The following is a 16,195-nucleotide window of genomic DNA, read 5'->3' on the forward strand; positions in this document are numbered from 1 at the left end:
AAATGATTAAATTACTGAAGGAATGAATCTGCTGACGGCGACCGCGCGGAGCGCGGCGCTCTTGTGGAGGCTGAACTGGAGACCGATGCCGTAGAACTGATACCAGGCGCAAGCTGAATCGTCCTCGTATTCCTCCTCGAGCCAGATGCTTCCCTCGGCACAGAACTCCGGAAATGCAGCCTGAAGAAGGCGTCCTTCGCGCCGTGTAGGAAGCTTGAGGCCGCGCTCGACCGCATATCCCGTTGCGTCGTCGTGATTGAGTTCGCCCCCTTCGCCGGCGTGCAGAATAAGGTAATAGTCGAGCGATCCGTCTTCCTTGAAGATCGGGCCGGCGAGTCGTGCGCCAGCCGAAAGCGGAATCACCACGCGCTCGATGACATACTCGGTGGCAACGGCCTGCTGCTTGAACTGCGCAATCAAGGCGCCGATCCGTGCATGCTCGGACTCGATGTGGTCAAGTGTGACTATCGACATTGAGGTTCTCCGGATAACGAAATAAATGAGTGAATGAATCAAGCAGTGAATCTGCTGACGGCGACCGCGCGGAGCGCGGCGCTCTTGCGGTAGCCGTACTGGTGACCGAGGCTGTAGCTCTGACACCAGGCGCAAGCTGAATCCCATTCGACGTCGTCGTCCGTCCAGTACGCCTCAGGCTTCACCAGCTCGCGGCGCTCGTTGTAGATGATCAATGCATCGACGCGGTTATAAAGGACACCGCCGACACTTTTGGCCCATTCGCGCTGTAGCTCGCGGGGCAAACGTTCGTCATTTACCGCGGCGACGACGGTGTGCTCGACATCGCCGTTCTTGTTGATGCGGCCGTACAGGTAGGTATGACCTACTGCGATCGGTGGAAGTTGAATTTGTTGCATCACTTCTCCTGATGAATGGTCCCCTGTTATGGGGTGTGGTTACCTTCGATCTGTATGTTTATGTTGATACGTTCTCCCGGTTGATCGCGACCCTGCCGATCATCACCTGCACGCGCTCACCTCGATCGCAGGACACCATTTCTGCGAATGATTGAACGAGTGCGTGCAGCTGCTCGGACGTGGGCTCTTTCGCAAAGACGTAGAGTCGGCTTTGCTCCATGAATGTCTCGCGCCGGCGCTTTCGTTCGACGTTCATCAGTTGCCTGCGACGCGATAGTTAGCAGGCTGCGTATCGGTCCGCGACTGCAGTTCCTCAGGCTTCAGAGAGCAGTCGAATCCAGCGGCGAGATAGGCGTCGTAGACCTCTTTCGACACCTGGCATCGGATGAGCACCGCGGCCTTCTGCAGCTTCGCCTTCACGTCGACATCTTCAGTGACCGTCGACTGACGGACCGTCTCGGCGGCCGCGACCTCGAGCTTGCAGTCCTGCAGGCTGTGCGAAGCGCCGCCGACGAGTGAGACGCCAGCGACCGCGCCGCCGAACTGGACTGTCTGACCGCAGTTCATTTGCGAGAAGCTTGCCGCGTACGCGCCGAGCACGGGCGCCGATACGTTGCGCACGGTCTGCGAGGTATGCTCCGGCTCCTGGCTGAACTGAATGGTCCCTTGCGCGGTCGAGGTCGATGCCGAGTTCTGCGTCGCGCTCGCCGACGTCGACGTCTGTGCGACTGCTCCGGCCGCATGAGCCAGGAGTACAATCGACGCCGCGATGATGAAATTCTGTTTCATTGTTGTCACCCCCAACGGTGGTTGCACGGGGCCTTCGGTATTAGCCGTACCGAAGGCCCTTTTCATCAGTTGCCGTAGGAATAGCTGCCGTTGACGTTCGAATAGCCGTACGACGAGACGTCGGTGCCGACACCCGACTTGCTGTCGCCATAGCCGCTGCCGTTCGTATAGCCGCCGGCGTTCGCGCTCGACGTGCTGCCCGTATAGCCGAACGAGCCCGACGCGCCGGCGCCAACGCCGCTCAGGCCATAGCCACCGACACCCGCGCCGATAGCCGTGCCACCGATGGCATAGCCGCCGCCGCTCGAATTGCTCCACTGGGACGAATAGCCATTGCCGTTTTGTCCCGCTTCGGCCTGCGAGCCGCCCGACGTGCTCACCGACGAGCCGAAGCCGCCGCTGAACCCGAACGAGCTCGTCGCGCCGTAGTTGCCATTCCCGTTGCCGTTATTGCCGTTGCCATTGCCGGCGAAAGCGACGGGTGCCGCGGCGAGTGCGAGGGCTGCTGCAAATGCAAAAGTGATGCGCTTCATGTAGATCTCCGTAGGTTGGTTTTGCGCGGTGGTCCGGCCGCGCCCGGTCCTTCAATTTTTCTGTTCTGATTTGTGTGCCGCGCGTTTTTCGTTGCTATAGGCCTCGGCAAAGCGCTCGAGCGCGTCCAGCGAGCCGCTGACGCTCCAGTAGTGCTCTCTGCCGATCACAGCATCGAGCTGGATGGACATGCCGGAGGCGCGCGCCAATTCGATCAGGTAGTCACTCACGGTCGCCCAGTATTCGGAAACGGCCACGCATCTGTGGGCTGCGGTTTGCGCTTGAGCGTCGGCTTGACGTTGTCGACCTGCGCGGCCTCTGTCACCATCGCCGCCCCGGCACGAGGTTTAGCCGCGGCCTTCTTCGCAGCGGGTGCCTTCACTGCAGGCGTCTTCTTAGCAGCTACCTTCTTGGCAGCGACTTTCTTTGCGGGCGCTGGCGCTGCCGGTGCAGCCTTCGCGGTCGGCTTCGGTGATGCAGGAGGCACCTTCTTTGCGGGCGCCGGCTTTTCCTTCGGCTTCGGCCGCATATCGGTCTCGACCTGTTTGCGCACGACACCCGGGTCGATGCCGCGTTCGCGTGCGATCGCCTCGAGCAGCTCGGGCTTGCCGGTCGAATAGGTGGCCGCAACGGATTCGTCGATCAGTGCGATATCCATCACCATCCGGCCGAGCGCTTCCGAATCCTTCGCCAGCTCGTCGAGTTTCTTCGCAAAATCCGCTTCACTGATGACGGACTTGCCCCAGTCGTAGAGCTTGCAAAGACGCTTCTGGTTTTCGTTCCACAGGCGTCGATAGAACGTGACGGCGACGATCTTCAGGTCGAAGTCATCGAGGCCGGTGCCGTCGTGTGCCTCGCGCACCTGACGGAAGAGCTCGCCGCGATATGCGTCGGCCTTTTTCTTCTTCGCGAGCTCGGCCGACTGCGACGGGTTCGACGTGCCCGCGCTGCGCGCTTCGATGCCCTTATCGGCGAGTGCCTTCTTCAGATCCGCCCTCGGCATGACGTCGATCAGCTTGCCATCGTGCGGGCTCTCCAGGAGTGACGAGGCCTTCACGCCCTTGGCGCCGATGATCTGGCGATACGAGCGGCGCTTCGGGTCCTCGTAGCAGGTGTCGTCGAGCTGCACGAGGCCGCCCTGCAGCTGGCTGTACTGGTGCGGCAGCGCAGCCTTCGCCTCTTTTCCGGTGATGACTGCGCGCCCAGTTGCTTCGGCGTCTGCGCGTTTCTGCGCAGCAGATGCTTCGCGCTTCTTCGCGAAGCACGCCGGATCCGTGCAGATCTCTTTGCCGCGCACGTCTTCGAACAGCTCGGGCTGGTTGCCGGTGCGCTTCGGGCACGGGCCGCACGCGCCGGCCGCAGGAACGAGCGCCGCGTCGGCCGTCTTGAACGGCGCCTGGTCGAGACGCAACATGTATGTGCGCTCGATGTGCTCGGACGCAGCCTTGACCGTTCGCGGCTCGCCGTTGATATACGGGGCGGTCAGTTCCTTCGCTGCTTTGTCCTGCAGGTCGGTGGGCAGACGCGCGATCATCAGCGCGGTCTTCGCGTTCAGCTTCTCTTCGAAGAACAGCTTGCGCGTCTGCACATTGAGCGCGCACAGCTTCAGGCGTTGTGCGACGTACGTGCGCGTCTGGCTGACCTCGGCTGCGATTTGCTCGAGCGTGTGGCCACGATCGGAGAGGACCTTGTAGCCGTCGGCCTCCTCGAGCGGATGCAGATCCTTCCGCTGCAGGTTCTCGACGATCTGGATGTGCAGCACCTCGTCGTCCGTGAGATCGCGCACGAGCACGGGAACTTCGGACAGGCCTGCGGTATTGGCCGCACGGAAGCGGCGCTCGCCAGCGACGATCTCGTACAGTCCAGTAACGTCATCCGGCCACGGGCGCACGAGCAGCGGCTGCAGGACGCCATGTTTGCGCACGCTCTCGGTGAGCTCTGCCTGCTCGGTCTCGGGGAAGCGCTTTCGGGGGTTCGTGGGCGACGGACGCACGGCGCCGAGGCGCAAGAATTCGACGGTCTGCACGGAATAATCTCCTGATCTATTTGGGTCATTCACGCTCATTCAAGAGCGTTCAATGCACCACGCGGTCGGCGGCCGGAGCCGGAGTGGGCGCGGCCGCGCCGAGGACGGCTTCGAAGATCCGTGCGAGCGCTGTCGCGCTGAAGCGCGGTTCCGGCGCGCCGCGGGTCTCTGCGTGCGCGCGGTAGAGCTCGAGGGCGTGGCGCCATTCGGCGTTGTCGGTGCCGGGTTGGACCAGCAGCGGCATCCAGTTGCCGGCGCCGTACATGCGGTCGTACGAGGCGAAGAGGTCGCGGCGCGTGTCGTTCACCGGGATCGAGATCGAGGGGTCGACGTTCGCGCCGAGCTCGTGCGTGCAGCCCATGGCAAATTCGCGATGCGGTTCCGTATTCCGGTCGAACACGATCGTCGCGACGCGTCGGCCGTCTTCGCCGAGCGCGGTCATGTGCATCGCGAGATCGGTGTGGCGGGAATCGTTGAAGACGAAAATAGTTTTCATGGCTTCGCTCTCTTCGAGTATTGCGTCATGCGCTGGCGCTTGGCGGCGCGCAGCTGCGCGCGGGCGATTCGGTATGCGTCCCTGAAATCCATGCTCCCGTCGTCGACGGAGGCGAAGAGTTGGAACAGGGTCGGCGAGGGGACTCGGCGCCTAGTACGAGGTTTCTTCATCGCGGAGGCTCAGCTGCTGCATACCTCCGCCCACGGGGAGATCCTGCAGCGCGCGCTTCAGCTCCCACGTGCCGATCGGCTGCACGCGCAGCTGGCGGACGAACAGGCGAGACGCGGCTTCGTCGAGGAACGTGATCCCGTAGATCGCGCCCTTGCCGAATGCCTTCGTGAAGGCCTGGAGTGCGGGTTCGTCGTCAGTGGCCTCGCAGGCCGGCACGTCGACGCGCACGAACGATTCACCGCCGATGGTGAGGTCGGAGACACGGCCTGCAATGCGTTGGTGTCCGAACAATTCAACCAAGGCCCATTGCTCGAATTTCTGCTCGCTCATCTCGAATCCTTAAAAAATGGGGCGCTGTACGAGCCGCCACCGAGAGCACGCGGTCGGGGAAATTGCCGCGCGCCTGAGAGCTTGGTTAGCTGGGCATCGCGATCGCGGCGCCAGTGGAGTACGGAGGGAAATAGCGGGTCGCGCGAGCGACAGCCGTATCGAGTTCGAGCACCGCGGCTTCGCCTTCGTCGTGCGCGAGGTCGTAGAGCGCGGGCAGGCCGGTTTCGAGTGCTGCCTTCACCTCGTCGCGATTCGCCAGACGGCCCTCGCGGTACCAGAACGTCTGCTCGGGTTCGCCCATCCGGAAGATCACGCCATTACGGATGCTCACGGCCATCGAATCACGGGTGACCCATACGAGCGCGACACCCGGGTTGTGGTCGAACATCGTTCCGGCCGGTGCCTGCTTGTTCATCGGCATGCCTGAGTCGCGGCGCGAGGCGCGCGGATTGACGATGAACGGGCAGACCTGCGCCGCGAACTTCGCGCACTCGACATGGCACGGCGGCTCGCCGGACGTGCGGCTGACGGCCGATGTCGGCCCGATCACGAATGCCTTGTACTGGCCGAGCTGCGTGCCGCAGATCCAGCAGCGCTTGTAATAGATGCACGTCGCGAACTTCTCCGTATCGGCGACGCGAAAGTCCGGCTTGCCGTCGATGCGGGCGACGAAATACGGAATCGGATAGCCGCGGGAATCGAGGGGTAGCGCGCGCATGCGCACCGGAACTTCCGGCAAGCCTTGCCGGAGCGCGATCGACGTCATGGAAACCCCATGCGGAAGGCGCGCCGCGGCCGCGCCTCCGTCAGAGCCCGATACATCGTTCGCGGGGGCGGAAAAGTGGGCGTCGTATCGCTTCGCGACCGCGAGCATGGACCAGGCAACGCAGCCGCTCGCGATGGAGGCGAGGCCGAGATATCCGAGAGCGCTCATGTCATTCCTCATCTGCGTCATTGGCTGCGAGTCGCTTCAGATCGACGGTGTGTTCGTCGAACGCGAAACACGTTTGGGTGCGGGCCGCGGCGCGCGGCGTCACATGGCGGCCGACGTGGCGCTGCGGTCGGCCGACGATCTGCGCGCGGACCGCGGCTTGCACGGCGGCGCGAACCGCGGGATTGAGCAGCGCTTCGTCCGGCGCGCCTTCGACGCCGAGCGTTCGGCACGCTTGCGCGAGCAGCTCGTCGGGGAGGCGGGTGGGCGTCGGTCGCATGGCTGGGCTCACAGGCAGCGCGTGAGGCTGCACGTCGTGTCGCCAGCAGCGAGGCGATCCTCGTATTGCTGGTAGCCGAGCACGAGCAGGTAGACGAACGCGACGCCGAGAACGGCCAGGGCGTTGCGAACGATGCGGAAAGCGCGCTTCAGCGCACGGGCACCACGCGACGACGCGCTGGGTGTGCTGGCGGTGGGGTTGGCTTGCTGTTGCTGGGACATCGTTCGCTCCGTGTGCGTGTTGCGATCTGATGGAGCGAATATTAGGCAATGCCATATCTCTTGTAAAGAGGCATTGCCATATTTTTTTCAGGGCGGGCAGAATGCGCGGGAAGCATTCCAACCACACGGGGTACAGAAATGAGAACGATGAAAACGCTGGCGGCAGCAGCGCTGGCGGCGGGGTGTATCAGTGCTCACGCGCAACAGCAGCCGAGCGGGCCGCCGGACGGCGACGTGGTGAAGGCTGCGGTTAGGGCGCTAGCGCCGCGCCCGGAATGGGCGAATGTGACGATCGACAGGCGCGAAGAGAAGACGCTTTCGCTGACGATCCACTACAAGGTGCCCCCGGCGGAAGGTATTGCCACATCGGAGGCCGATACCGAGGCCCTGGTGGTCGCGGTCGCTCAGGGGCTGGCGAAGGCCGGACATTCGCCGGCGAAGGAGAACAGGCTGATCTTTGTGAACGCGACGCGAGACGTTCTCGGCGTAACTGGGGAGAAGAGGGTGCAGTTCTTGGGGACGGCGATCTATCGGCCTGATCGCGACGGTGTGTCGTTCAAGCCGACTCTTTGATCATTGGGTCGCCAGGTTCGCCAGCTGGCGGCCAAGCACGAAAATGGGCTCGAGGAGCCCCATGGCGTTATCGCTATTCGCACCGACGATGCCGAACCGGGTTTCGCCGTCGGAGCATAAATCGATATAGAGATGGGCGTAGACGGAAAACGACGCTGCACCTATGCCTACTGCATGGGGCGCGAATGGCTTTCGATACGCGTCCAGATAGACGACCTTATCCTGCCTTCTTCCGCGCGGTGGGTCTTCGTGCTCCGCCATGTACGCCCCGGGTCTTAAGCTGCTGCTGCGCATAGGAGGGCGGATGGGTTTCGACGCCGTCCTGCAGCAAGTCGCGCATCAGCGACAAACGCTTGGGGCTCAGCTGACCGCTCTCGAAGGCTTCTCTGAGTTCGCTAATAAATTCTTCCAACTTGTTGCGCTCACTTTTTAAGCCTCCTGATACATCAGCGGAACCAGGGTTTACCTCGGGGTTTATGCGGAGTGAGTTTTCTTTTGTCCCCCCCCACGGATCGGACACGCGCTCCGTGAAGATAAGGTCGAAGCCCCAATATTCGAGGTCAGCGACATCGCTGAAATAGTGAATCATTGGCTCGATCCGCGTTTTAGCAACGCGACCGAATTTGACCCAGTCCTGCACGGATGCAGGCTTCACGCCCATAGCGTCCGCGAACGCCTTCTTCGTGACGCCCTTTTTCTTGATGGCGGCCGCTATGGCATCGCCTAATTCTTTCCCAGTAAGCATTGCCTAATTTGACCCGTTGGACGGTCGATGCGGCAATGCCTTGCTAAAATGAGGCAATGCCATATAATGCAGCCCATGAGCGAGACCTACACCGACGCTGTCCTGCGGGCCAGCAAGCTTCTTGGCGGCAACGCGGCGCTTGCGCGCGCGATCGGCGTGAAACCGCCGACCGTGCAGCAGTGGGTGAACGGCGAACGGCCGGTTCCCCCAAAGCGCTGCGTAGCTATCGAAAAACTCACGAATGGCTCGGTGAGCCGCAAGAGCCTGCGACCAAGCGATTGGGCAGAGTGCTGGCCCGATCTCGCGCAGGCGTTGCCAGCTGAACAGGGGATCTGAATGAAGCTTTTCAGCGGATTTTTGCTGCCGGCCGCCGAAGTCGGGCTCGGCTGGTTCTGGCTGGCGGGCGGACACGACGTCGCGGGTCGCCTGCTGACGTTCTATTGGTGGTTGATCGTGGCGATCACGTTCGCCTTCGCGTTCGTCATTGTGATCGCCCGGTTGGCCTCCGATCGCGCGATCCCTATTCCGGGGACGACGCGCGCGCGCCGCATCCGGTCTCGCGCGGTGATCTTCGCGCGCGTCATCGCGCAGGTGGCAATCGGCTGCACGTCGCTGGCGGTCTTTTCGCTCGCCGGTTGGCTGTTCGCGATGTTTGCGCTGCTGCTCGCGACTGATGAGAAGAAGCCGGCGGGTGCGTGAATGGCTGAGCGCTCGCTGCACGAAGTCCTCGCCGACGTCATCGATGCTGGTCATCGATACCCGGCACTCCAGCTGGAGATCCTGCATTGCCTCTACGAAGGCGAGCGACTCCGCGAGGGACTGTTTAGCGTGGATTGCGACGCAACCTCGCGCGGCTCGAGCGCCGGCGCGGAGTTGACGGTCCTGACCACGAAGCTGTGGCCGACAGATTGGCTGTTGCAATTCGCGCGCGCTGTTAGCTGCGGCGTTATGCCCGAGGCGGTACTGCCGACGGCGGATGAATCGAATGGACATGTGATCTCGCGTTCGCGTGAGGAACATGAAGCGAATTTAACTACCGGTGCGTTCATGCGCATTCCTGAATATTTGAATACGGAGTAACCCTTATGAATGCCGTTGCCCAGACGGTCCAGAGCATGCTTCCGCGCGTGCCGATCGTCGAAAAACTCTTACGCGATGCGTTCTCGGATCCGAAGAAGAAACAGGCGATTCTCGAAGCCACTGGCTGGGACGTCTCGATGCTGTCGAAGATCCTGTCGAACACGGCGGGCATCACGCTCGAGCACCAGACCGCCGTTATCGACGCGCTCGACCTCGTCATCGTGCCCAAGAGCTACATGGAATATCTCGCTCAGGGCAATGTGATCGGGAGTAACTGCCGTTGCGCGCGCATGAGCATGGGCGCGTGCGGCGCGGCCGCGTAAGAGCTGGGCCAGCTGTATTCAATATTCGTCGTCTCAACGCGCGGGGTCGCAACGCATGTCGTTTCATCTATCGAATCTCGCATGGGAAATCGAGCTTCGCGGTCCGCAGAAGCTCGTTTTGCTTTGCCTGTCGCATTTGAGCGTGCAGAGCACGTGTGAGTGCAGCGTGACGATCGCGCGGCTGATGGTGCTGTGTGGCATGTCGTCGTCCGGCGTTCGCCAGCAGATCGGCTCGCTCGTCGCGCTCGGCCTCGTGGAGGAGCTGCGCGACGGGCGCCAAACCTTCTACCGCGTGAACGTCCATGTGCGCGATGAGCGAGTCTAGAAAGACACCGGAGTTCAACGCCGGGCTCGTCGACGCAGCGATCCGGCGGCACGTGGATCATCGCGCGAACCTGTTGATTCCTGAGGCCTCGATCCGCTACGGCCTCGGCGGCAAGATCGGCGAATACCGCGCCGACTTCGTGATGGTCACGCGCGCCGGTTACGCGACCGAGCTCGAGGTGAAGGTCTCGCTCGGCGACTGGCGCAAGGATCTGTCGAAGCCGAAGTGGGTGGGCATGCCTGGCTGGATTACTCGCTTCGTGTACGTCGTGCCCGAGCAGCTCGGCATTCCCGAGTTCGTGCCCGCGCACGCGGGCGTCTGGCACGTGAAGCCGACCCGCGTCGACCATTTCAGCACGCGGCCTGACGGCTACAAGATCACGCTCGCTCGCGCGCCGCACGTGCTTGGCCGCGAGAAGGTGCCGGCCGCCGTGATCGGCACGTGGCACAAAAACCTCTACTACCGCTATTGGGACCAGCGCATGACGCTCGAGAAGCGCATCCCGCGCGCGGTCCGTGAAGGTGTTGCATGAGCCACTACGCTTTCCAATGGGCTAAGCGCCAATGCGTAGGCGACTCGACGACGAAGACCGTCCTGAAGACCTACGCGAACTGGGCGAGTGAGGACTACAGCACTTGGGTGACCAACGAGGAGTTGCTCATCGACACGGAGCTGAACATCCAGACGATCCGAAAGGCGCGCACGAGGCTGATCGAGAAGGGCTACCTGATCGAGACGGACAAGCGCATTGGCGAGACGCGCAGCATCGTCGTCTATCAAATGGTGGCGCCTCCCGGCTCGACCATCGTGCAGGCGATCGACCAGCGCACGGGCGAAACAGTTTCGCTCAGCCCTCCGTCACGTGAGGAATACGAGGCGAAGCCCCTCCAAAAACGAAGCCCCTCCAAATCTGGAGCCTCTTCGGGAAAAAGAGCCAAGGGGGATGAAAAAGCAAGCCCCACCAAAATTGGAGCCCCTCCAAATCCCACGTCAAGCCCCTCCAAATCCCACGCCAAGGGGGGTGAAATTCCACCTCAAGCCCCTCCAAATTTGGAGCCCAATAAAGCAGATATTGCTTTAGAGAGCAGAGAGCAGCAGCTCGCGCGCGAGGCTGGCGGTGTGGATACCTCGGATGCTGCTGCCGCTGCTGCTGACGACGATCAAAAAGCCGGAACGACCCCGCTCGACGTCGAGGCACGGCTGACGGATCTGCTCATCGAGCTCGAGGCCGAGCGCGGCAAGCGGCTCGTCATCGACCGCAGCCGCGATCGCGTGCACATCGTCACGTGGGTCGGCCGGCAGCTGACGGAGGCCGAGCTGCGCGTCGCTCACGCTCGAGCAGCTGGCGCTCGCCAGAGGGACCGGGACGATCGTGCGGTGAACGTGGGGTTCGTCGCCCAGTTCGTCAGCGAGGTGCTGGCGGAGCGCGAGACCAGCGTCACTGCGGCCGCTGAAACGGCGCCGGCGCAATGGTGGCTCAGCGATTCTGGCATCGGTGGCCAGGGCAAGCGCGTGCGCGTCGAGCGCAAGCGAAACGAGTCGACCCCCGATTTCCTGATCCGCGTGGCGAAGGAATCGGGCCGCGGGCCGTGGATCGACTACGTGCTCAAACGCGAGCAGGGCAGTTCCCGCTATCAGGACGTCATCCAGTTCTTCGGCGACGCTCTCATGCCTACGGACCACTACGCATCGTGATTCCAAATCTCTTCGAAAGCTCAGGGCTTATCAACGGAATGTTGGTCGTCATCGATCCGCTGCTCGATCAGATGCCACGTATGACCGTGTCGCCGAGCTTTGCCGCGCTGATGCCGCCGGAGTTCGTTGCGGAACTGAATGCCTGGATGCTCGATTTTTTTGGCACTAAGAGCGTCGCCATCGAAATGCCGGGCGGTCGCATTGCCATGGGCCCGAAGGGATATGGCGCACTGAAGGAGGTATTGGGATGAACTGCGAAGCCGGCCAGATGGCCATCATTGTCGGGACCAGGTGCACGCCCGAGAATCTCGGTCGCATCGTCGACGTTGTTTCGCGCGCGACATGCGGCGAGGCGTTTGTGATGACGAACGGCGTGCTCATCATGCTCGAGTCGCCGGAGGCGGACGTTTGGCGCATTCGGAGCGACGTGCCACTGAAATGGCGTGCTGAGAATGGCGAGATGTTCGAAGCATACGAGATCGCGACTGGCGATCGCTTCCTGCTTCCGGTCACGGGTTTGCAGCTTGATGCTGACGTGCGCGACGAGGTGTCAGCGTGAAGGTCCGCGAACTGATCTGCGATCCGCTCGACATCTGGGTATGCCGCGCCGAGCTCGAGGAGTTCAGCGGGCAGCGCCTCGACGCCTCGGTTATGGCAGCTCTGAAGGCAAAGCTTGGCACGGGACTGCCGTACTGGCCATCGCGCGACTGGCTGACGGGCGGCGCGATCATCGCCCGCGAGCGCATCGCCGTTATTCCTGAGGGTGACGAGTGGGTCGCGCTGTGGCATCCGGAGAGCTGGCCGAGCGGCGTTGTCTCGACGGATGGCCCGGCCATGACAGGTCCGACCGCACTCATCGCGGCGATGCGCTGCTACGTCGCGTCGAAATACGGTGATGAGGTGCCTGCATGAAAGCGACGATCAACGCACGCGGGCAGCTCATCGTCGAGCCCGAGAACGAGCTCGAGGCGTATGCGCTCGGCAAATGGTCAGCGGTGAATCAGATGGACTGGTTTTCGGCTGTCCCCACGGTGAAGCTGAACATCATAGTGAATTGCGAGCGCTGGCCCGATGCAATTGAGCCGATGTGCCCACCTGCGATGCGCCGACCATGAGCAAGGGAACCATTCGTTTGCCCGCCAGCGCGATCACAGGCGGCCGCGTGGGCACGGCGCGGATCCGCGAGCAGATTGCCAGCGCGGCGCGCGAGCTGGCGGACACGACGCCCACTCCGCTCGACGCAGCGATGCGTTCGCTCGCTGGCGCGATGGCCATGTCGGCGCCAGAGGTAATCGCTGCTTGGTGCACATCGCCAATCGAGCGCATGCAGCAGCTCGGGCGCCTGACGCGCGGCAAGCAGAACAAAACTGAGACGGCATACGAGGACGAAGTACTCAAGCCGCAGCTGCACGCCGGCGAGATCCTCTGGTACCGCTTCGAATCGATCAAGCTGCGGCTGGCGGACCGCACGTTCATCACGATCGATTTCCCGGTCATCACGGCAGCGGGGCAGCTCGAATTCCGCGAGGTGAAGGGTAGATGGACGGACGATGCCCGTGCCAAAACGAAGGCGGCCGCCAGCCAGTTCCCATTCCGTTTCATCGCTATTCAGCGCGCCGGCCGCCACGGCTGGCGCACCGAAGATCTCACCAGCCGCAGCTGGTGATTTTCCCCACTTCCCGGAGAAGCTCATGAGCTACGCAATCAACTTTACCGCGGCCAACAAGGCCGAAGCGAAACAGCGAGTCGCCGACGAAATGGCGAAGATCGTCGAGCAGCAGCGCTGCCACGCGAAGGACAAGGACGCCGCGATCAGCACGGCGCACACGTTCATCGACATGCTGGCGGACGACGACGCGATGGACGTGCGCGTCGACATGTACGGATCGGTCGGCTATCAGTACACGGAGGCCGACCCGTATGGCGAATCGCCGGACGCTCGCTTCACGGCCGCCGGCGTGAACGTGAGCGCATATAGCGTCACGCGCGCGAGCGTGCAGCAGGGCGCCGAGCAAGCGTAACGCGAAACTGATCCAACGCCGCCGGCGCAGCCCGGCGGATCCAATTTCCGCCTTATGGTGAAACAGATGGCAAACCGCTCCAACATCAAACCGGCGCCGACGTGCGCCACGTGCCGCTTTGGCCAACCCTCCCCACCGTCGCCGCGCATGGCGCGTGCGTGTCGCCATCCGAAGCTGGAGCATTTGCGCGATCCAGTGGATGGTTGTCTGCCATCCTGCAGCGCCGCGCGTGATGGAGATGGCTTCGGCGACGATTTGTGCGGCCCTGAAGGGCGGCATTGGGAGGAGCATGTCGCGCCGCCGGCGCCCCGCGGCTTGGTGGCGAGTGTATGGCATGCATTGCGCGGAGCCACACCGTGAGAAGGCTCTGGAGCGAAGCCGAGGATGACGTGCTGCGTGACGTCGCGCGCCGCGGCGTGCCGCTCATCGACGAGATGCACCGACTGCCCGGGCGCACTCATGCCGGCGCACGGCAGCACGCATGGAGCTATCTCAAACTGAGGCTCGGGCAGCGGCCGTGGACCGATGAAGACCGCGAGATCCTGAAGCAGATCTACGCCTCCGACGAATCGGTCAAGCATGGTGTCGCGCGGCGTCTCCCGCATCGGACCTACAACCAAGCGAAACAGGAAGCGGCGAAGCGCGGCTTCGCGAATCCTGACGTGCGCCGTGTGTATGGTTATTCGTCAATCTTCTATCGCATCGAGCGCGTGCTGGGGGACGGCCGCAACGCCAGCGTGAAGCAGCTGGCGCTCGAGCTGGACGTATCGATCAGCGCCGTGGGGCGCGCTTTGAATAAGCAGCGCGGCACGCGCGCACGCGTCGGCGACTATGGACGGCTCTCCAACGGCGGCCTCGAGGATCTGTGGGCGCTGGGCGCGGGGTCTGATGCGCCGCGGCCGCCGCGCAAAACTTCGTCTGAGGCCTGCCGGGTCAAGCGCCACCGCGCAAAGGTGCGTGCCGGCCGGTTCGATCCGTTCGCAACCCTCCGCCAGCAGGTGGCCGCATGAGTACGTGGCAGCTTTTCGCGGTGGCAGCGGCTATCTATGGTGCCCGTGCGGTGCCTCCGCGGATTTGCGCGGTTGCCGCCGTACTGCACGCCCTTATCGCGATCGGCATTCGTTCCGGATGGCTCGGCTGATGCTCTCGCGCAAAACACCAATGCGGCGCACCGGCTTCAAACGCAAACCGGATTCGCCATTCAGCAGTCTGGCGAACCGCGGCACGTCGCTGCGCCGCACCGCTATCAAGCGCCGCGTGCGCAAGCCGACGGTCGATGAGGGCGCGCACTACCTCGCGGCCTGCCGCGGCGAGCCGTGCTATCTGCGCATCCCCGGTGTTTGCCATCTCAATCCGCGCGATCGCACTGTCGTTCCATGTCACTCGAACTTGCTCGAGCACGGCGGTGGCATGGGGCTCAAGGCCGAGCATCGATTCACTTTCCCGGGCTGCGACCTCTGTCACTACTGGCTGGACCGGTCGCGGATCCCGACGAAACAGGAACGGCGCGATGCCACGCTCGTAGCTCTCGGCCGCTGGATCCCGGTGCGCAAACGAAAGATGGCTGCACTGGAGGCCACGCGATGACGCTGGTGCTGACAACCGAAGTTCCGACCATGGTCGCGACCTCGTATCGCGGTCGTGTCTCATATCAACCGGGCTTTGCCGAACACATCGCGCGCGTGCGCGTCGTCAGGCGCATCCGGCTGGCGGACGGGTCGCTGGATCCGGAGCGTGCCGAGGTCGAGGTTTATGTGCCCGAGGACCGCCGCGCCGGCATCGAAGCGCCGCGCGACGCGTGGGTGACACCCGAGTATCTGCGCTGCCGCGCACTGCGCAGCAAAAACAGGAGGAGCCTGCGCGACTTCTTCGAATCCGACGTGATGGAGCTGGCGGTTTGAACCGCCAGCTGGCGCCGCGCACGGATCTGGAAAGCGCGCTTCGGGAGGCGTCGCGTGCGGTGCGCGCCGGCCATCCCGAGGAAACGATCAGGATTTCAGCATCCGCTCTGTGGCTGTTGAGCGAGACGCTGCACGCGCAGAGCAAGCGCATTGAGCAATTGAAGACCATGCAAACCACAAAGGCCATCCGATGAGCGAGACCACAGAAACACTCTTCCGCACGCCGCAGGATGCTCTCATATTCGCCTTCAACTATTCGATGCAGCGGCAGGACCGTTCGCTCGTCGACCGGCTAGCCACGCCGAGCCTGCGCACGGGGAAGGGCTTGAGCGGCAACGATGGAGCCGGGCAGGCCGGCATGATCCGCAGCGAGCTCGAGCAGCTGAGCGAGCTGGATCGCGCAGTACTCGCTGCGCGCTTCGCCCCGAAGTCGTGGCCGTGCGCATGCCGGAGCGCGTGCTGCTCTGGCCATATGCCAAATCCCGAATACATTGCTGCACTGCGTACGCTCGAGCAAGCCGCTCTGACGCAGCTATCCGGACATCTTTCGAACTACCGGCTGCGCGTGCGCCTCGTGGAGAAAGCCGTCGGCGTGAAGGTCGAGATCAATGCGGTGGCCAAGGAATGCGGCGTCAGCGAGAAAACGGCGGCCGCGCACTGGAAGATCATCCGTGAGTGGATCTGCGGTCGGCCGAAGCCGAAAGCCAAGCCGGCCGCGAAGCGCGTCCGCGTGGCGACGGATGAAGCGCGCGCCGACGTCGCTGCAGAGGAGGATAGCGCTGCGGCGGAAGTGCTCACGGCGGTCGATGGCATCGAATCGCTCGCGCGGAAGCGCGCAGACGATCTGCTCTCCACGCTGCCGTTTGTACATGCATAACGCGGGAA

General features: G+C 63.1%; 32 protein-coding genes. 19 read left to right on the forward strand and 13 right to left on the reverse strand.

The annotated features are described in order from the left end of the window. Positions 1–6 precede the first annotated feature (6 nt). From A3CW_RS0118980 to A3CW_RS0119035, 12 genes are all read right to left on the reverse strand, one after another. Positions 7–516 carry a DUF1566 domain-containing protein gene (locus tag A3CW_RS0118980; RefSeq protein ID WP_245623691.1) on the reverse strand — a complete coding sequence of 170 codons (510 nt, stop codon included), beginning with the start codon at positions 514–516 and terminating at the stop codon, positions 7–9. Beyond that, positions 513–872 (reverse strand): hypothetical protein, encoded by a 360-nt coding sequence (locus tag A3CW_RS0118985; RefSeq protein ID WP_035513266.1) that lies wholly within the window; start codon positions 870–872, stop codon positions 513–515. Before A3CW_RS0118985 ends, A3CW_RS0118980 begins: the two co-directional genes overlap by 4 nt. Positions 873–930: 58 nt before the next feature. Continuing rightward, positions 931–1,128: a hypothetical protein gene (locus A3CW_RS0118990; protein ID WP_028204981.1), complete on the reverse strand. Its 198-nt coding sequence runs from the start codon at positions 1,126–1,128 to the stop codon at positions 931–933. After that, entirely contained in the window at positions 1,128–1,661 is a 534-nt protein-coding gene (locus tag A3CW_RS0118995; protein WP_028204982.1) for a hypothetical protein, read from the reverse strand. The genes A3CW_RS0118990 and A3CW_RS0118995 overlap by 1 nt, the downstream gene beginning before the upstream one ends. Before the next feature lie 65 nt (positions 1,662–1,726). Further along, positions 1,727–2,194, reverse strand: a complete 468-nt coding sequence (locus A3CW_RS46800) for a hypothetical protein (protein ID WP_028204983.1) — start codon at positions 2,192–2,194, stop codon at positions 1,727–1,729. 51 nt (positions 2,195–2,245) lie between these two features. After that, entirely contained in the window at positions 2,246–2,422 is a 177-nt protein-coding gene (locus A3CW_RS53345) for a hypothetical protein (protein ID WP_154677977.1), read from the reverse strand. Further along, positions 2,419–4,218, reverse strand: coding sequence for a ParB/RepB/Spo0J family partition protein (locus A3CW_RS50225; protein ID WP_051481569.1), 1,800 nt, complete (start codon positions 4,216–4,218; stop codon positions 2,419–2,421). The genes A3CW_RS53345 and A3CW_RS50225 overlap by 4 nt, the downstream gene beginning before the upstream one ends. Before the next feature lie 49 nt (positions 4,219–4,267). Beyond that, positions 4,268–4,714, reverse strand: coding sequence for a hypothetical protein (locus A3CW_RS0119015; protein WP_028204984.1), 447 nt, complete (start codon positions 4,712–4,714; stop codon positions 4,268–4,270). 150 nt (positions 4,715–4,864) lie between these two features. Continuing rightward, positions 4,865–5,215 carry a hypothetical protein gene (locus tag A3CW_RS50230; RefSeq protein WP_028204985.1) on the reverse strand — a complete coding sequence of 117 codons (351 nt, stop codon included), beginning with the start codon at positions 5,213–5,215 and terminating at the stop codon, positions 4,865–4,867. Between the two features lie 85 nt (positions 5,216–5,300). After that, positions 5,301–6,149, reverse strand: a complete 849-nt coding sequence (locus tag A3CW_RS50595) for a hypothetical protein (protein WP_245623692.1) — start codon at positions 6,147–6,149, stop codon at positions 5,301–5,303. A 1-nt stretch (position 6,150) separates the two neighbouring features. Beyond that, on the reverse strand, positions 6,151–6,426 hold the full coding sequence (locus A3CW_RS0119030; RefSeq protein ID WP_028204986.1) for a hypothetical protein: 276 nt from the start codon (positions 6,424–6,426) through the stop codon (positions 6,151–6,153). A gap of 8 nt (positions 6,427–6,434) precedes the next feature. Then, positions 6,435–6,647 (reverse strand): hypothetical protein, encoded by a 213-nt coding sequence (locus A3CW_RS0119035; protein WP_028204987.1) that lies wholly within the window; start codon positions 6,645–6,647, stop codon positions 6,435–6,437. 147 nt (positions 6,648–6,794) lie between these two features. Between A3CW_RS0119035 and A3CW_RS0119040 the strand changes: the two genes are divergently transcribed. After that, positions 6,795–7,220: a hypothetical protein gene (locus A3CW_RS0119040; protein WP_028204988.1), complete on the forward strand. Its 426-nt coding sequence runs from the start codon at positions 6,795–6,797 to the stop codon at positions 7,218–7,220. Positions 7,221–7,437: 217 nt separating this feature from the next. On the opposite strand, the gene A3CW_RS50245 is transcribed toward A3CW_RS0119040, so the two are convergent. Further along, complete coding sequence (locus tag A3CW_RS50245; RefSeq protein ID WP_051481571.1) at positions 7,438–7,965, reverse strand: helix-turn-helix domain-containing protein; 528 nt, start codon at positions 7,963–7,965, stop codon at positions 7,438–7,440. A gap of 75 nt (positions 7,966–8,040) precedes the next feature. Between A3CW_RS50245 and A3CW_RS0119055 the strand changes: the two genes are divergently transcribed. The 18 genes from A3CW_RS0119055 (at position 8,041) to A3CW_RS46845 (ending at position 16,187) form a co-directional block, all read left to right on the forward strand. Further along, entirely contained in the window at positions 8,041–8,301 is a 261-nt protein-coding gene (locus A3CW_RS0119055) for a transcriptional regulator (RefSeq protein ID WP_051481596.1), read from the forward strand. Beyond that, on the forward strand, positions 8,302–8,664 hold the full coding sequence (locus A3CW_RS0119060) for a hypothetical protein (RefSeq protein ID WP_028204991.1): 363 nt from the start codon (positions 8,302–8,304) through the stop codon (positions 8,662–8,664). Next, on the forward strand, positions 8,665–9,045 hold the full coding sequence (locus tag A3CW_RS0119065; RefSeq protein ID WP_028204992.1) for a hypothetical protein: 381 nt from the start codon (positions 8,665–8,667) through the stop codon (positions 9,043–9,045). Positions 9,046–9,050: 5 nt separating this feature from the next. Next, a complete protein-coding gene (locus A3CW_RS0119070) occupies positions 9,051–9,368 on the forward strand; it encodes a hypothetical protein (protein ID WP_028204993.1) in 318 nt (105 codons plus the stop codon). Positions 9,369–9,423: 55 nt separating this feature from the next. Next, positions 9,424–9,693: a helix-turn-helix domain-containing protein gene (locus A3CW_RS0119075; protein ID WP_028204994.1), complete on the forward strand. Its 270-nt coding sequence runs from the start codon at positions 9,424–9,426 to the stop codon at positions 9,691–9,693. Continuing rightward, complete coding sequence (locus A3CW_RS0119080) at positions 9,680–10,225, forward strand: hypothetical protein (protein ID WP_154677978.1); 546 nt, start codon at positions 9,680–9,682, stop codon at positions 10,223–10,225. Before A3CW_RS0119075 ends, A3CW_RS0119080 begins: the two co-directional genes overlap by 14 nt. Beyond that, positions 10,222–11,388: a hypothetical protein gene (locus A3CW_RS50250; protein ID WP_028204996.1), complete on the forward strand. Its 1,167-nt coding sequence runs from the start codon at positions 10,222–10,224 to the stop codon at positions 11,386–11,388. Before A3CW_RS0119080 ends, A3CW_RS50250 begins: the two co-directional genes overlap by 4 nt. Next, positions 11,385–11,639: a hypothetical protein gene (locus A3CW_RS0119090; protein ID WP_154677979.1), complete on the forward strand. Its 255-nt coding sequence runs from the start codon at positions 11,385–11,387 to the stop codon at positions 11,637–11,639. Before A3CW_RS50250 ends, A3CW_RS0119090 begins: the two co-directional genes overlap by 4 nt. Then, entirely contained in the window at positions 11,636–11,947 is a 312-nt protein-coding gene (locus A3CW_RS0119095) for a hypothetical protein (protein ID WP_028204998.1), read from the forward strand. Before A3CW_RS0119090 ends, A3CW_RS0119095 begins: the two co-directional genes overlap by 4 nt. After that, positions 11,944–12,300, forward strand: a complete 357-nt coding sequence (locus tag A3CW_RS46835; protein WP_051481572.1) for a phage protein NinX family protein — start codon at positions 11,944–11,946, stop codon at positions 12,298–12,300. The genes A3CW_RS0119095 and A3CW_RS46835 overlap by 4 nt, the downstream gene beginning before the upstream one ends. Next, entirely contained in the window at positions 12,297–12,503 is a 207-nt protein-coding gene (locus tag A3CW_RS0119105; protein ID WP_028204999.1) for a hypothetical protein, read from the forward strand. The genes A3CW_RS46835 and A3CW_RS0119105 overlap by 4 nt, the downstream gene beginning before the upstream one ends. Further along, the gene (locus A3CW_RS53875) at positions 12,476–13,054 is read left to right on the forward strand and encodes a hypothetical protein (protein ID WP_245623693.1); all 579 of its coding nucleotides are present in this window, start codon (positions 12,476–12,478) and stop codon (positions 13,052–13,054) included. Before A3CW_RS0119105 ends, A3CW_RS53875 begins: the two co-directional genes overlap by 28 nt. 25 nt (positions 13,055–13,079) lie before the next feature. Then, complete coding sequence (locus A3CW_RS0119115) at positions 13,080–13,409, forward strand: hypothetical protein (protein ID WP_028205001.1); 330 nt, start codon at positions 13,080–13,082, stop codon at positions 13,407–13,409. Between the two features lie 356 nt (positions 13,410–13,765). Then, the gene (locus A3CW_RS0119120; protein WP_154677980.1) at positions 13,766–14,419 is read left to right on the forward strand and encodes a hypothetical protein; all 654 of its coding nucleotides are present in this window, start codon (positions 13,766–13,768) and stop codon (positions 14,417–14,419) included. A 130-nt stretch (positions 14,420–14,549) separates the two neighbouring features. Continuing rightward, on the forward strand, positions 14,550–14,996 hold the full coding sequence (locus A3CW_RS0119125) for a nuclease domain-containing protein (protein ID WP_245623694.1): 447 nt from the start codon (positions 14,550–14,552) through the stop codon (positions 14,994–14,996). Continuing rightward, positions 14,993–15,310, forward strand: coding sequence for a hypothetical protein (locus A3CW_RS0119130; RefSeq protein ID WP_028205004.1), 318 nt, complete (start codon positions 14,993–14,995; stop codon positions 15,308–15,310). The genes A3CW_RS0119125 and A3CW_RS0119130 overlap by 4 nt, the downstream gene beginning before the upstream one ends. Next, positions 15,307–15,504 (forward strand): hypothetical protein, encoded by a 198-nt coding sequence (locus A3CW_RS0119135; RefSeq protein ID WP_028205005.1) that lies wholly within the window; start codon positions 15,307–15,309, stop codon positions 15,502–15,504. The genes A3CW_RS0119130 and A3CW_RS0119135 overlap by 4 nt, the downstream gene beginning before the upstream one ends. Further along, entirely contained in the window at positions 15,501–16,187 is a 687-nt protein-coding gene (locus tag A3CW_RS46845; protein ID WP_051481573.1) for a hypothetical protein, read from the forward strand. Before A3CW_RS0119135 ends, A3CW_RS46845 begins: the two co-directional genes overlap by 4 nt. Positions 16,188–16,195: the final 8 nt, after the last annotated feature.

The organism is Paraburkholderia nodosa DSM 21604 (genome assembly GCF_000519185.1).
In the GTDB taxonomy this organism is placed as follows: Bacteria; Pseudomonadota; Gammaproteobacteria; order Burkholderiales; family Burkholderiaceae; genus Paraburkholderia; species Paraburkholderia nodosa.

Coding starts and splice junctions, on each gene's coding strand:
- A3CW_RS0118985 (WP_035513266.1), bottom strand. CDS start 872: ATGCAACAAATTCAACTTCCACCGATCGCAGTAGGTCATACCTACCTG.
- A3CW_RS0118990 (WP_028204981.1), bottom strand. CDS start 1,128: ATGAACGTCGAACGAAAGCGCCGGCGCGAGACATTCATGGAGCAAAGC.
- A3CW_RS0118995 (WP_028204982.1), bottom strand. CDS start 1,661: ATGAAACAGAATTTCATCATCGCGGCGTCGATTGTACTCCTGGCTCAT.
- A3CW_RS46800 (WP_028204983.1), bottom strand. CDS start 2,194: ATGAAGCGCATCACTTTTGCATTTGCAGCAGCCCTCGCACTCGCCGCG.
- A3CW_RS0119015 (WP_028204984.1), bottom strand. CDS start 4,714: ATGAAAACTATTTTCGTCTTCAACGATTCCCGCCACACCGATCTCGCG.
- A3CW_RS50230 (WP_028204985.1), bottom strand. CDS start 5,215: ATGAGCGAGCAGAAATTCGAGCAATGGGCCTTGGTTGAATTGTTCGGA.
- A3CW_RS50595 (WP_245623692.1), bottom strand. CDS start 6,149: ATGAGCGCTCTCGGATATCTCGGCCTCGCCTCCATCGCGAGCGGCTGC.
- A3CW_RS0119030 (WP_028204986.1), bottom strand. CDS start 6,426: ATGCGACCGACGCCCACCCGCCTCCCCGACGAGCTGCTCGCGCAAGCG.
- A3CW_RS0119035 (WP_028204987.1), bottom strand. CDS start 6,647: ATGTCCCAGCAACAGCAAGCCAACCCCACCGCCAGCACACCCAGCGCG.
- A3CW_RS0119040 (WP_028204988.1), top strand. CDS start 6,795: ATGAAAACGCTGGCGGCAGCAGCGCTGGCGGCGGGGTGTATCAGTGCT.
- A3CW_RS50245 (WP_051481571.1), bottom strand. CDS start 7,965: ATGCTTACTGGGAAAGAATTAGGCGATGCCATAGCGGCCGCCATCAAG.
- A3CW_RS0119055 (WP_051481596.1), top strand. CDS start 8,041: ATGAGCGAGACCTACACCGACGCTGTCCTGCGGGCCAGCAAGCTTCTT.
- A3CW_RS0119060 (WP_028204991.1), top strand. CDS start 8,302: ATGAAGCTTTTCAGCGGATTTTTGCTGCCGGCCGCCGAAGTCGGGCTC.
- A3CW_RS0119065 (WP_028204992.1), top strand. CDS start 8,665: ATGGCTGAGCGCTCGCTGCACGAAGTCCTCGCCGACGTCATCGATGCT.
- A3CW_RS0119070 (WP_028204993.1), top strand. CDS start 9,051: ATGAATGCCGTTGCCCAGACGGTCCAGAGCATGCTTCCGCGCGTGCCG.
- A3CW_RS0119075 (WP_028204994.1), top strand. CDS start 9,424: ATGTCGTTTCATCTATCGAATCTCGCATGGGAAATCGAGCTTCGCGGT.
- A3CW_RS0119080 (WP_154677978.1), top strand. CDS start 9,680: ATGAGCGAGTCTAGAAAGACACCGGAGTTCAACGCCGGGCTCGTCGAC.
- A3CW_RS50250 (WP_028204996.1), top strand. CDS start 10,222: ATGAGCCACTACGCTTTCCAATGGGCTAAGCGCCAATGCGTAGGCGAC.
- A3CW_RS0119095 (WP_028204998.1), top strand. CDS start 11,636: ATGAACTGCGAAGCCGGCCAGATGGCCATCATTGTCGGGACCAGGTGC.
- A3CW_RS0119105 (WP_028204999.1), top strand. CDS start 12,297: ATGAAAGCGACGATCAACGCACGCGGGCAGCTCATCGTCGAGCCCGAG.
- A3CW_RS0119115 (WP_028205001.1), top strand. CDS start 13,080: ATGAGCTACGCAATCAACTTTACCGCGGCCAACAAGGCCGAAGCGAAA.
- A3CW_RS0119125 (WP_245623694.1), top strand. CDS start 14,550: ATGCTCTCGCGCAAAACACCAATGCGGCGCACCGGCTTCAAACGCAAA.
- A3CW_RS0119130 (WP_028205004.1), top strand. CDS start 14,993: ATGACGCTGGTGCTGACAACCGAAGTTCCGACCATGGTCGCGACCTCG.
- A3CW_RS46845 (WP_051481573.1), top strand. CDS start 15,501: ATGAGCGAGACCACAGAAACACTCTTCCGCACGCCGCAGGATGCTCTC.